14 protein-coding genes and 1 tRNA gene are annotated in these 13,130 nt (G+C 47.4%); 10 read left to right on the forward strand and 5 right to left on the reverse strand.

What is annotated here, in order from left to right; translation table 11 throughout:
• Positions 1–81 precede the first annotated feature (81 nt).
• The 7 genes from WBJ53_RS06520 to WBJ53_RS06550 all read left to right on the forward strand — a co-directional run bounded on the left by WBJ53_RS06520 (position 82) and on the right by WBJ53_RS06550 (position 5,630).
• Entirely contained in the window at positions 82–1,215 is a 1,134-nt protein-coding gene (locus WBJ53_RS06520; RefSeq protein WP_338877161.1) for a Gfo/Idh/MocA family oxidoreductase, read from the forward strand.
• A gap of 152 nt (positions 1,216–1,367) precedes the next feature.
• Positions 1,368–1,739 (forward strand): four helix bundle protein, encoded by a 372-nt coding sequence (locus WBJ53_RS06525; protein WP_338875263.1) that lies wholly within the window; start codon positions 1,368–1,370, stop codon positions 1,737–1,739.
• 49 nt (positions 1,740–1,788) lie between these two features.
• Complete coding sequence (locus WBJ53_RS06530) at positions 1,789–2,934, forward strand: Gfo/Idh/MocA family oxidoreductase (RefSeq protein WP_338875264.1); 1,146 nt, start codon at positions 1,789–1,791, stop codon at positions 2,932–2,934.
• Between the two features lie 15 nt (positions 2,935–2,949).
• Complete coding sequence (locus tag WBJ53_RS06535) at positions 2,950–3,393, forward strand: four helix bundle protein (RefSeq protein WP_338875265.1); 444 nt, start codon at positions 2,950–2,952, stop codon at positions 3,391–3,393.
• A gap of 90 nt (positions 3,394–3,483) precedes the next feature.
• Entirely contained in the window at positions 3,484–4,536 is a 1,053-nt protein-coding gene (locus tag WBJ53_RS06540) for a sugar phosphate isomerase/epimerase (RefSeq protein WP_338875266.1), read from the forward strand.
• 299 nt (positions 4,537–4,835) lie between these two features.
• A complete protein-coding gene (locus WBJ53_RS06545) occupies positions 4,836–5,375 on the forward strand; it encodes a hypothetical protein (RefSeq protein ID WP_338875267.1) in 540 nt (179 codons plus the stop codon).
• A 51-nt stretch (positions 5,376–5,426) separates the two neighbouring features.
• Positions 5,427–5,630, forward strand: a complete 204-nt coding sequence (locus tag WBJ53_RS06550; RefSeq protein ID WP_338875268.1) for a hypothetical protein — start codon at positions 5,427–5,429, stop codon at positions 5,628–5,630.
• 17 nt (positions 5,631–5,647) lie between these two features.
• Here WBJ53_RS06550 and WBJ53_RS06555 read toward each other — a convergent pair whose 3' ends face one another.
• Both WBJ53_RS06555 and WBJ53_RS06560 read right to left on the reverse strand, forming a co-directional pair.
• Positions 5,648–6,283, reverse strand: a complete 636-nt coding sequence (locus tag WBJ53_RS06555; RefSeq protein WP_338875269.1) for a Uma2 family endonuclease — start codon at positions 6,281–6,283, stop codon at positions 5,648–5,650.
• A 67-nt stretch (positions 6,284–6,350) separates the two neighbouring features.
• Positions 6,351–8,783 (reverse strand): endonuclease MutS2, encoded by a 2,433-nt coding sequence (locus tag WBJ53_RS06560; protein WP_338875270.1) that lies wholly within the window; start codon positions 8,781–8,783, stop codon positions 6,351–6,353.
• A 237-nt stretch (positions 8,784–9,020) separates the two neighbouring features.
• Here WBJ53_RS06560 and WBJ53_RS06565 point away from each other — a divergent pair, with 237 nt between their 5' ends.
• On the forward strand, positions 9,021–9,326 hold the full coding sequence (locus WBJ53_RS06565; protein ID WP_338875271.1) for a hypothetical protein: 306 nt from the start codon (positions 9,021–9,023) through the stop codon (positions 9,324–9,326).
• Between the two features lie 159 nt (positions 9,327–9,485).
• Positions 9,486–10,424: a polysaccharide deacetylase family protein gene (locus tag WBJ53_RS06570; protein ID WP_338875272.1), complete on the forward strand. Its 939-nt coding sequence runs from the start codon at positions 9,486–9,488 to the stop codon at positions 10,422–10,424.
• A gap of 91 nt (positions 10,425–10,515) precedes the next feature.
• On the opposite strand, the gene WBJ53_RS06575 is transcribed toward WBJ53_RS06570, so the two are convergent.
• The 3 genes from WBJ53_RS06575 to WBJ53_RS06585 form a co-directional block, all read right to left on the reverse strand.
• A tRNA-Phe gene (locus WBJ53_RS06575) sits at positions 10,516–10,582 on the reverse strand.
• A gap of 57 nt (positions 10,583–10,639) precedes the next feature.
• Complete coding sequence (locus WBJ53_RS06580; protein ID WP_338875273.1) at positions 10,640–11,344, reverse strand: hypothetical protein; 705 nt, start codon at positions 11,342–11,344, stop codon at positions 10,640–10,642.
• A gap of 220 nt (positions 11,345–11,564) precedes the next feature.
• Complete coding sequence (locus tag WBJ53_RS06585; RefSeq protein ID WP_338875274.1) at positions 11,565–12,173, reverse strand: class I SAM-dependent methyltransferase; 609 nt, start codon at positions 12,171–12,173, stop codon at positions 11,565–11,567.
• A 67-nt stretch (positions 12,174–12,240) separates the two neighbouring features.
• On the opposite strand from WBJ53_RS06585, the gene WBJ53_RS06590 reads away from it, so the two are divergent.
• Positions 12,241–13,107, forward strand: a complete 867-nt coding sequence (locus tag WBJ53_RS06590; RefSeq protein ID WP_338875275.1) for a polysaccharide deacetylase family protein — start codon at positions 12,241–12,243, stop codon at positions 13,105–13,107.
• The last annotated feature ends 23 nt before the right edge of the window (positions 13,108–13,130 follow it).

The raw sequence follows: 13,130 nt of genomic DNA on the forward strand, positions 1-13,130 counted from the left end.
AAACATATCAAAAAACGCTCATCATCAATAGTCAATTATAGTAAACAATCAACTCTAACTCCAATGCATAGAAAATTGCGAATGGGTATGGTTGGCGGAGGGCTCGATGCCTTCATTGGTGCCGTTCACCGCCGGGCGGCTGGTTTTGATAACGAGATCGAACTGGTCTGTGGCGTGTTTAGCTCCTCGCCCGACAAGTCGAAAGCGACCGGCCACGCGCTCTACCTGCCCGAAAACCGCGTTTATTCGTCGTTTGAAGAAATGATTGAGAAGGAGAAAGCCTTACCCGAAGGCGACCGTATGGATTTTGTTTCCATTGTGACTCCGAATCATATGCATTTCCCTCCGGCTAAAATGGCGCTCGAAAATGGATTTCATGTCATGTGCGACAAGCCGATGACCCTGAATCTGGAAGAAGCGAAAGAATTGGCAAAAATTGTGGAGAAATCGGGGCTGGTATTTGGGCTGACCCACAACTATACCGGCTATCCGATGGTGAAAGAAGCCCGCGATATGATTCGTAACGGCAAACTGGGTAAAATCCGTAAAGTGGTGGTCGAATATCCGCAGGGCTGGCTCTCCAAGAAAGAAGAAGATACCGACTACAAGCAGGCTATCTGGCGTACTGATCCTGCCAAATCGGGAGCGGCCGGTTGTATGGGCGATATTGGCACGCATGCCGAAAATCTGGCTGAATATGTTACGGGCCTGAAAATAGAGGAACTCTGCGCCGATCTGACTGCCTTTGTGCCCGGCCGGTTGCTCGATGATGATGGCAATGTGCTGTTGCGGTTCGAAGGCGGAGCCAAAGGTGTTTTGCACGCTAGTCAGATTGCCAACGGAGAAGAAAATTCCCTGAAAATCTATGTCTATGGCGAACTGGGTGGTCTGGAGTGGCACCAGATGGAACCGAATACGCTGAAATACAAAACGCAGGAAGGTCAGCGTATCATCCGGCCTAACGTGGGCGAGTTATCGGCTTCGGCCAAGGCGCACTGGCGGATGCCAGCCGGTCACCCCGAAGGATTCTTCGAAGCGTTTGCGAACCTGTACCGCAACTTTGCCTACGCCGTGAAAGCGCATATGGAAGGCAAACCCGCCGATCCAATCTACGATTTTCCGAGCGTGGCCGATGGCGTTCGCGGGCTGGCTTTTATCGACACCGTCATTGCCTCGAACCAGTCGGACGAGAAGTGGACGAAGTTTATAAGTTAAGTGATTGAATTGTTGAATTGTTGAATGATTGAATTGCGGTCCGCCGTTGGGAGAGTATATCAACGAAGAGATGTACTACTCAACAATTCAATCATTCAATCATTCAACAATTCAACAATTCAACAATTCAATCATTTTTAAACCCTACCGTAATGAATGATAAAATTGAGTTTGTACAGCAGATGCAACAGCGAACAAAAGATTTTTCGCTTCGTACGATACGATTGTTTCGAGCTTTACCTAAAACAGATGAGGCTAAAATAATTGGAAAGCAATTGTTGCGTTCTGCTACATCTGTTGGAGCGAACTACCGGGCGGTTTGCCGTGCCAGAAGTCAGGCAGAGTATTTTGCCAAGCTAAGTATTGTAGTGGAAGAAGCCGATGAATCACTATTCTGGATGGAATTACTTACAGAGGCAGAAATTGTACGACTTGAAAAGCTGAACAATCTCATGAATGAAGCATCTGAGCTATTAGCTATATTTTCATCTGCCCGTAAAAACTCAAGAAACAGCCAACGTTAGCCCTAATTCAATCATTCAGTCATTCAACAATTCAATCATTACCCTTTTCATGCAAAAAATTAATGTTGGTGTCGTAGGCACCGGATTTATTGGGCCGGCACACATCGAGGCCCTCCGCCGTTTGCCCAATACAAACGTGTTGGCGCTTTGCGAAGTAACCCCCGAACTGGCCCGCCAAAAAGCCGATCAACTGGGTATCGAACGGTCGTGTACATTTGACGAACTGCTGGCGATGGACGACATTCAGGTCGTGCACATCTGTACGCCCAATTTTCTGCACTATTCGCAGTCGAAAGCTGCTCTACTGGCAGGTAAGCACGTTGTGTGCGAAAAGCCGCTGGCCAAAGATTTGCACGAGGCCGAAGAGCTGGTGAAACTGGCTAAAGAAACAGGGCTGGTCAATGCCGTTCACTTCAATCTTCGCTATTATCCACTGGTTCGGCAGATGAAAGTGATGCGGGAGCAGGACGACCTGGGCGATGTGTATTCGGTGATTGGCTCATATTTGCAGGACTGGTTATTCTACGATACGGATTACAACTGGCGTCTTGAACCTGATAAATCGGGCGACTCGCGGGCTATTGCCGACATTGGCTCTCACCTGATGGATAGTCTGGAATACATCACTGGCCTGAAAACCGTAGCCGTTATGGCCGACTTCAACACGGTTCATAAAGTGCGCAAGAAGCCACTAAAGCCTGTAGAAACGTATTCGGGTAAAATGCTGAAACCGGAAGATTATGCCGATGTGCCCATCAATACCGAAGACCATGCCAACGTGTTGCTGCGGTTCGATAATGGCAATCGGGGGGTTATAACGGTGTCGCAGGTATCGGCAGGACGTAAAAACCAAATGAAACTCGAAATTGCCGGGTCGAAGAAAACCTATGCCTGGAACTCCGAAGCACCGAATGAAATGTGGGTTGGCAATCGCGATAGTGCTAATCAGGCGTTCATGCGTGATCCGTCGCTGGCGCATCCCGAAGCCCGTTCGGTGATTTCGTTTCCTGGTGGTCATAACGAAGGATTCCCCGATACATCGAAGCAGCTTTTCAAAGAGGTGTACGATGCCATTGCCGCTGGCAAACAGCCCGAAAACCCAACGTTCCCAACCTTTGCCGATGGCTACCGCGAACTGCTCATCTGCGAAAAAATTCTGGAGAGTAACCGGAAGCAGGCCTGGGTGGAAGTTTAAAGAGCGAAAGAGCGAATGAGTGAAAGAGCGATTTACAACAGCGAGAATATACCGGAATCGGAAAACCTTATTCAAGAGGCTTGGGTGGATTACTCTGGCCAATCGAAAAGTCAGTTTCTGGATGACATCGAAAAACGGTTAAAACTCTTTATGCTTCGTTGTGTAAAAGTTTGTCGTACTCTTTCGCAGGAGTATGATGCCCAACATTTTGCTCATCAGCTTATTCGTTCGTCTTCCTCTGCGGCAGCTAACTTTCGGGCAGTACGAAGAAGCAGAAGTCAGAAAGAATACTATGCTAAAATAAGTGTTACTCTTGAAGAGTTAGATGAATCTCTTTTCTGGCTGGAAACATTAGTTTTCACTGAAATTGTCCCTGAAAACCGGTTACTAGATTTGATTGATGAGGGCTATCAAATTCTGAAAATTCTGTCAAAATCCCGTAAAACAGCGAGCGACTGAAATAAAGAGCGAAAGAGTTAAAGAGTGAAAGAGCGAATCTTGTCGCGTCAGCCACTCTTTCGCTCTTTCGCTCTTTCGCTCTTTAACAACATGAAAACAATGAAAGGCCCTGGCATTTTCCTGGCTCAGTTCTTAGGAGATGCCGAACCCTTTAACAGTTTAGAGTCCATTGCCAAATACATGGCTGACCTGGGCTACAAAGGTATCCAGATTCCAACGTGGGACCCGCGCATGATCGACCTGAAACAGGCGTCGGAAAGCCAGACCTACTGCGATGAATTTAAAGGCAAACTAAACGAAATCGGTGTCGAAATCACCGAACTGGCTACACACCTGCAAGGCCAACTAGTGGCCGTACACCCAGCCTACGGTCCGATGTTCGATGGCTTCGGTCCGGCCGAGTTAGCCGGTAAGCCTAAAGAACAGCAAGCCTGGGCTGTCGATCAGTTGATCATGACAGCCAAAGCTAGTAAAAACCTTGGCCTGAAAGCCAGCCCGACGTTTTCGGGGGCGTTGCTGTGGCCGTTTATTTATCCGTGGCCGCAGCGTCCGGCCGGACTGGTTGAAACTGGTTTTACGGAGCTGGCGACTCGCTGGAAGCCTATTCTGGATGCTTATGAAGACGCCGGCGTCGATCTGGCCTACGAACTGCATCCGGGCGAAGACCTGCACGATGGTATTACGTTTGAGATGTTCCTCGAAAAAACTGGTAATCACCCCCGTGTTGGTATCAATTATGACCCCAGCCACTTTGTGCTGCAACAACTCGATTATCTGCAATTCATCGACTTCTATCACGAGCGTATTTTTGCCTACCACGTGAAAGACGCTGAGTTTAATCCAAGCGGCAAGCAGGGTGTATATGGCGGCTACCAGGGCTGGGTCGAACGCGCCGGACGGTTCCGTTCGCTTGGCGATGGTCAGGTCGATTTCTCGGGTATTTTCTCCAAACTGGCGCAGTACGATTACGATCGCTGGGCAGTTCTGGAATGGGAGTGTGCGCTGAAACACCCAGAGCAGGGCGCAGCCGAAGGCGCACCGTTTATCGACAGTCACATCATTCGCGTTACCGAGCGGGCGTTCGACGATTTTGCCGGAACTGGTGCCGACGAAGCCTTTAATAAGAAGGTGCTGGGGCTGTAAGGTTTGGATACAGTAACAGGGCTTTCTTATTAAAGGCTTCGTCGGACGGCCGATGCCGCACGAAATGATTATAGAAGAAAGTTGACAAGTCCTGTTAGAACTCCGAAGGAGTGCCATAATTAGTCTATTATATCACTCCTTCGGAGTTCTAACAGGGAAATTACCCGTTACATGTCTACAAAAATGACACCCTTTCAGGGTTGAAAATTTTTATAAGAAAGCCCTGGATGCAGTAATAAATGTGCCCCGACTCTTTTATGAAAAGTTTGTCGGGGCTTTTATATTATAGAGATAAACTCATGAGAGAAGCATACTCGTTTCAGGATTATATACATGACTATGCTGTTTGGACGGCTGCACGTGCGGTTCAACGAAAGTTTACTAGTACTCAAAGGATTAAAGAAGCTATTGATCAGTCTACATTACGGGAGTTTAGTGAATCTCGGGAATGTAGTACTGCTGAAGAATTCAATAATTTTCATATATCGTGTTCGAATCAAATTATTGAAACCTTAAAAAAAGCGAATGTAGCAAACCCTACTTACGGTAGAGCAGCTAAGATTATTGCTATCTATTTAAAGACGTCACTAATCATTCCGATGGCCGGACAAGGTGTTATTTGTCAATTTATTCATCCGCCAATTGATAGAATTCTTCTAACAAACCTCAGTAAGGAACATAAAATTAAAAAGCTATGTGAAAAAGGGTGGACGGCCTTGAATGAAGTCGAATATTGGCACTTGTATGAAAGAATTAAATTAGAAAAACTCAAATTTGATTGGTCACTTGAAAAATATTGGCAACCAGAACAAGAGAAAATAGAATCAGATAAGTTATAGTATCAGTTAGAACGCTTTTAGTGAAGATACGATAAGTTACCAACAACCACTATGGCAGGACAAGGTTCGGGCGGAAATGTGTTAGCAGCCCTTTGTAGTTTTTTTATACCGGGTTTAGGTCAGCTTTTGCAGGGGCGTTTGCTGATGGCAATTGTGCAGTTTGTGCTCGCGGCTGTACTGTGGTTTTTCCTGTTAGGCTGGCTCGTTCATTTATGGTCGATTATCGATGCTGCTCGGTTCAACCCAGGCCGATAGATGTCTGACGACGAGTATCAGAACTCGATTCCTTCTTCGGTAAGCAGCGCAGCCAGATTTAAGACCACATCGTCCAGCACCGGAATGCTGGCATCCCAATTCTCTGTGAGCCAGGGTTTTTGGGGCGTAGCAACGAAAATTTTTGTGGAGTCTGTCATAATCCAGATCACCCGTTCAACGCCAAAAGCCAATAACCGTTCAGTTTTCTCGTAAACATAGCCCGATTCCTTGCCTTCAAATTCGTTGGGTTCAATACGGACATCGATCTCAAATGCAATTTTAGGAGCGGTGTCGAAGTATTTGTTCGTTAAGGTCAGGTTGTTGGCTCTATCGAAAATGGCAATGTCATTCGACAAGTTGCTGCCTTTTTCAAGATGTACACCGGATTCATTGGTGACGACTAAATACTTCTTGCGATTAATAGTGCGGCCAAGAAACATAACGAGGGTGGCTACTAATGCAGCCTGAAGCGAACTACTGCCCATAATTTCGGCGGGTGTTTTCTGACCATTCAGCACAGCCTGATAGTTGCGGTAATATAGCGGACGTCCGTTAAGCGTCTCGTAGATCAGGTAGGAGGGCACTCCGGGCTTCTTCCGCTTTCTGACCGATGTGGCTACGGCTACTGGCATGACCTTGTCGATTACGTTCATCTTCGCAATACTACATATTTTCCTGACGAATGACTACAGTAGCGTGGGCGACTTAAGCCCACGCTATTTATTTCATTTTCACAATCGTAACCCCCGCACCGCCACGGTCGGCGTGTTCGTCTTCCATACGGGCTACCTGCTTGTAGCCGCGCAGATGGTTCCGCACCAGCGTACGCAGAATACCGTCGCCCTTGCCGTGCACAATTCGCAATTCGGGGTAGCCGAGCATCAGGGCATCATCAAAAAAACGATCAACCTCGCCCAGCGCTTCTTCACCGCGTTTGCCCCGAATGTCGAGATTGAAACTGAAGTTCTGCATCTTCTCGTTCATATCGACACCCTGGCTACGGGGGCGCTCATCTTTTGTTTCGGTAGCGTCTTTAAACACTTTCCGGCTAACCCTTTCGAGTCGATTTAGCTTTACATTCGATTTCAGATCGCCAATCCGAATTTCGGCATCTTTACCCCGCAGCGACAATACCTGACCAATTGCATTTTGTCCTGCAATCCGAACGTAGCTACCAACGGTGATAGCTCCTCCATCGGCTTCAAATTCTTCTTCAGGCTGTTTGGGCTTTTCAACAATCAGTGTTTCGGGCGTTAGCTCTTTTTCCTCAAACCGCTCCAGCTCCTGCCGAACCTGCCTTGTTGCGTCGCGTTCGGCTTTGTTCTCTTTGATTTCACGAATCGTGTTTTCAATTCGCTGATTCGCTTCCTGAACCAAGGCTTTGGCTTTATGCTTGGCGTTGTTCAGCAATTGTTTCTGTTCATTATCCAGCCGATTTTTCAGAGCCGTATATTCGGCAAGCTGCTGCGCCACTTTACGCTGGTTAATGCTGATTTCCAGATTTTTTTCGGAGAAAACGCGCTTCTCAATATCCAGCTCTTTCAGTAGCTTCTCAAAATTAACCTGCTGGCTACCAAGTTTCTCCTTCGCCCGGTCGATAACGGTTTTGGGCAGGCCAATTTTCTGCGCGATCTCGAACGCAAATGAACTCCCCGGCCGACCAATTTCCAGTTGATACAGTGGTTCCAGATGCTCACCGTCGAAACGCATGGCTCCATTGATTAGCCCCGGTGTTTTGTCGGCAAATACTTTCAGGTTTGTGTAGTGCGTGTTGATCACACCATATGCGCCCGACTTGTTCAACTCTTCCAGAATCGACTCGGCAATGGCGCCACCCAAACCGGGTTCGGTGCCGGTACCAAATTCATCGATCAGAAACAGCGTACGCTTATTGGCCCCAATCATGAACTGCTTCATGGCCGTGAGGTGCGACGAATAGGTGCTGAGGTCATTTTCCAGCGATTGTTCGTCGCCAATATCGATAAACAGATTCTGGAATACGCCCATTTCTGAGTAGTCGACCATTGGTACCAAAAGCCCACACTGAAGCATGTACTGGATAAGCCCGATTGTTTTCAGTGCAACCGATTTACCACCAGCATTAGGACCCGAAATGATCAGAATACGGGTCTTCTCATCGAGTCGTACACCCAGCGGTACTACCGATTTTCCCTGCTTCTGAAACGACAGGTATAGCAGCGGGTGCCGGGCATCGGTCCAGTTAACAATCGGACGCTCCTGAAGCTTCGGCATAATCGCATCCAGTTGAACCGCCAGTTTGGCTTTGGCCCGAATGAAATCAATCTGCGCCAGGAAATTAATAGCCTTTTTCAGTTCATCGAGGTGCGGTCGAATCTGATCTGTTAGTGCCAGCAGAATCCGGTGGATTTCGCGCCGTTCTTCATATTCCAGCTCACGGATTTCGTTGTTGGCATCGAATACTTCGGCCGGTTCGAGAAAAACCGTTTGCCCCGTCTGCGACTCATCATGAACGAATCCCTTGATTTTGCGTTTGTGTTCGGCAGCAATCGGAATCACCAGCCGCCCACCGCGCACCGTCAGACTCAGGTCGTCGGGAATCCAGCCGTTTTGGCGGGCCTGCCGAATAATACTGTCCAGTCGTTTACGCAGATTGGCCTGTTCGCTGATAATTCGTCGGCGAATGCTGGCCAGCTCGGGCGACGCTGAATCGCGAACGAGTCCACGGTCGTCGATGACGCGTTCGAGGGCGTTAGTCAGGTTTTTATCGACACCAACCGGACCGGCCAGTTCGCGCAGAAACGGATACGTTGTTTCGTTCTCGCGCTTCCCTTCGCTGTGTTTGGTCAGAAATTTCAGGCAGTCCTGTACCGTACGAAGCGAGAGTTTCAGATCGAAAAACTCGGCTTCGGTCAGGGCCAGCCCTTCAATGCGAGCCCGGTTCAGATGTGGCCGAACGTCGATGTAGTTGCTGCCAGGAAAATCAGATTCATATTGAACAATCTGCTTAAATTCGTCGGTCTGGCGAAGCAGTTTGTCAATGAGTTGCACATTATCGGTAAAGCGAATCTTTTCGACATAATCCTGCCCCAGCGAGCTGATACAGGACTCTTTAAGTCGTTCGCGTATGGTATCGAAACCTAGTTTTTGTTCTAGTGTATTAGGGTAAAGCATTTAATCAGAGAAAGAGCGTTATAGTCGCCATATTGATAACAGTTTAGGCAATAGGGTGGTTCGCCAACAAATAGTTGCGCAGGTATGTGACGATCTCTATAACATGGGCGTCATAACGTAAATTTTTGATTTCCTCGAAGGGACTTTGGTTTATACGTACTTTGAACTATTGGCGAGTTGTATAGAAAATGTACCTTCTTTTTTAATCGGAGTACCCACCAATACTTGTTTTCACGAATGCAAAACTACTTGATTGCGTATTATACAAACAACGAACCCTGGTTTGTTTATTCTGAGAGTGTAGAAGCTGCCCGTTTACGGGCCATGAACATGGTTGGTGTTCATGCTAATGCCGCCACCGATATTCTGTCGATCATTGAGATCGATACCGATCGGATTGTCTTTTATGGTAAAGGCGAGAAACTGCTGGCCAGATTGAATGGTCTGGGTAGAGCCGTTACAACCGAAAGGTTTTCAATACCACCATTCCTTAAGCCTGTTTTTACCTGGATAGGCTTGATTGTTAATAAGTTTAGTTTTTGAGTTAGTTTCCTGTTTGAGAGCCCTCTTCGGAGGGCTTTTTTGTTTGCCCGGAGAGTAACGTAACCATAAGTGCCGTTGCATTAAATTTTCAGTTTGTCGTTAACAATGCCGTTGGTAGCCGAACTCTTTTACGTATGTTTGGGGATATACTAAATTGCTATGTTTACCCGTACATATAGTTCTGTTATAACAGCTTTTTGCCTGTGTGTGTTGTTGAGTGGTGCGTTATCAGGTTGTCAGTCGAAAGGCTCTGATACGACAGAAACTGTCGATTCAACGGCTTATGCCGATGGTACGAAAACCGCCGTAACTGCGGATACTACCAAAGAGGCTGAGGCTACCGTAATTGATCCTGCCAGTATTCCTGCCAGCAAAATTGCCGATGCCGCCACCATTCTGGCCCGGCCACAAGTACCTATTCTGTGTTATCACCAGATTCGCGACTGGCGCCCAAGCGATTCAAAAACGTCGAAAGATTACATTATTCCGGTGGCTGCTTTTAAAGAGCAAATGCAGATGCTGGCCGATAGCGGCTACCATACAATTTTGCCCGACCAGTTGTATGCTTATCTGACCACTGGCGCGCCCCTGCCCCCAAAACCGGTTATGCTGACCTTCGACGATGGCGACCTCGACCAATATGAAGTAGCGGCTCCTGAACTCGAAAAGCATGGCTTTAAAGGTGCGTTTTTTATCATGACGGTTGCCATTGGCCGACATGGTAAACAGCCGTATATGGACAAAGCGCAGATTAAAGATCTGGCCGATCGTGGGCATGCTATTGGTGCGCACACCTGGGATCATCACAACGTGAAAAAATATCAGGGCGACGACTGGAAAATTCAGATCGAAGAACCGAATAAAAAGCTGGAAAGCATTGTCGGAAAGCCGATTAAATATTTTGCCTATCCGTTTGGACTCTGGAACAAGCAGGCGCTGCCTGAGCTACAAAAGCGCGGCTATCTGCTGGCCTTTACGCTGGCCGACAAACGCGACGATCAGATGCCATTATATACTGTTCGTCGTATCATTGCCGGTGGCCAGTGGAAGTCTAAAACCATGTACCGGAATATGATCCAAAGCTTCGACGATAAATAAATTTACTCGCTTGTAAACATTGAAAAGGCGACTTCGGTCGCCTTTTTGTTTTGGAATGAGCCTGACCTAAACCGCTTCTTACTAAAACTTGTGGTATGGGTCGGAATCGAACCGACATTGCTGGTTTTTCGGACCAGTGCCTTGACCAACTCGGCTACAATCTTATAAAATGCCGAAGGCATAACAGGATTATAGAAGAAAGCTGAGTGTTTCGATCAATCAATTCTGATCGCACACTGAACCTGCCGTTGCGCGCGCACACCCCCCGACGTTAAGTCGGCGGTCGAAGGTTCGGACGATAGCCTGTCGGTGGCGGCAAAGAATCCCTCTGCCCGCAAATTTTCCTGTAGGAGTCCTCGGGCAGCCGGTGGGGCTTCTGACCATTGTCCGCCAATTGATCCTACCGGGTTGAGCAATCCCGATCCGTCAATTACCTTAATAATGTCGTCGCTTTCTAAATCGGCTACGCTACCGCCTACTTTAGTCAATACAATAAGTGGATTAATGTTGAGCATTAACTCAAAGCGGCCACCGCCAGTTGGTGAGCGATGAATGGCCATGACACCTGTAGAAGGTCTTACGAGCCCATCTGTGTTTGGTAAATTCGGTAGAATACCTCCCAGGTTTATGATGGTATGAAAGTCGGCATATCCATCGCCTAAACCATACGGTTTTAAACTAACCGGTTTAATACTGACCGAATGCTCGGCAAACATTTCAATTGGAATAACGCCCGATTCACCATGGGGTAATTCGCCGTATCGTTTAATGCCAGTGCTAAAATTTCCGTACTGCTCCGGATCGATGGGAACCCCGTCGGAATAAATTACTTCTGCTCCCGGAAAAATTTGTCCAAGATCGATTAATGTTGATCCTTTCACTACTGAGAAAAGATCATAACCAAAACCAATAGCTGCCATAGCTGTTTAGATTTAATAGGTGTCTTTATTTTAAGATTTGTATTTTAAATCTAAAAGTATGGTTCTTATTTGTTATACCAAAATGAAATTTAAGGTTATAAATATGGCTAAATGAGCTTGTATTGGTTTATATAAGTTCTTGTAGAGTATAAAGTGAAAATACGGCTGTTGGGTAAGCCTTCTGAGGCAAAAGTATGGGCGATTGCTTCGACGCCAGGGGTCATTTCTTCCGGGCCAGGACAACCAACGAGCGGTGGGTGCCGTTTTCCAGATAGTCTTTATGCATATACTCAACCGAAAAGCCGTGCTCAACAAGTAGTTGATAGACATTGGCTTTTGGTAGGCAACTGTAGTAAAAGGACTCACCCATCATACTGTCTACGTGTTCGTCGTTGCCATTGCCATGCGTAAAAAGCAGATAGCCACCGGGCTTTAAAAAACGGCTGGCTTTGGGGTATATGAGGTGTTGCCTGTCTTTCGGAAAATGAAAAAACGAATCCCATGCCAGAACGCCATCGAATTGCCTGGGCGATTCGAAATCAAAAAAATCACAGCTACTAAATTCGGCATTCCTGACGTGGGCGCTCTGGGCTATTTCAATCATTCGGTCTGATGCGTCGATGCCGGTTACGAAAAAATGATTGTCGGATAAAAACTGGGCTAGCGGGCTCCCCGTGCCACAACCAATGTCCAGAATGTGCCCGTGCCGATTTACTTTTTGGGCGAAGTCTATCACCAGCTTACTGACAAAGGCATTGTTTCTTATAGCGGCCCACTCCTGAGCAATTTTGTTATACGATTGTTTGTTCATCCCTGTCGATAGCTTCATGGCTCGTCCGCGCTTGTGCCGTACGCAGACAAGTAGTAAATTTTTTAAGATTTTAGCTTCACCTCCTATGAACTACAAGACCTTTCTGGGAGCGGCAATACTGCTGTTCGGCCTGCAATATACGTTTGGCCAGACCAATTCACCACGGCTAATCGTTCGGGGCGACGACATGGGCTATTCGCACGCGGGCAACGAAGCGATCATGAAATGCTATAAAGACGGTATCGAGAAATCGATTGAAGTGCTGGTTCCGTCGCCCTGGTTTCCGGAAGCGGTTGAGATGCTGAAGCAAATTCCGAATGCCGACATTGGTATCCACTTGACGCTCACCAGCGAATGGGACAATATCAAATGGCGACCGCTGACCGATTGTCCGAGCCTGCGCGATGCCGATGGCTATTTTTATCCGATGGTTCGACCCAATAAGAATTATCCGAAGCGGTCGGTAGTTGAAAATGACTGGAAACTGGCCGATATTGAAAAGGAGTTTCGGGCGCAGATCGAACTGGCCATGGAGAAAATACCGCACATAAGCCATCTGTCGGGCCATATGGGGTGTACGAGCCTGAACGATGAGGTGAAAGCGCTGGTTGAGAAACTGGCAAAAGAATACCATATTCCGCTCCATGATATGAACCTTGGCGACGCGGGTGTGATGCGGGCAGGCTACATCGGCGATCACGTAACCTCCGACGAAAAACTAAAGAGCTTTGTAAAAATGCTCGACAGCCTGGAGCCCGGTAAAACCTATCTGTTTGTCGACCATCCCGGTCTCGATACCCCCGAAGTCCGGGCCATTCATCACATTGGTTATGAAAACGTGGCTCAGGATCGACAGGGTGTAACCGACGTTTGGACGCATCCGCGTGTGAAGCAACTGATCAAAGAAAAGGGAATTCAACTAATTGGCTACAATCAGATTACTAGCCATTAGTGTATTAGTCATTGGTGGTTAGA

Origin of the sequence: Spirosoma sp. SC4-14, from assembly GCF_037201965.1 — a bacterium.
Lineage (GTDB): Bacteria > Bacteroidota > Bacteroidia > Cytophagales > Spirosomataceae > Spirosoma.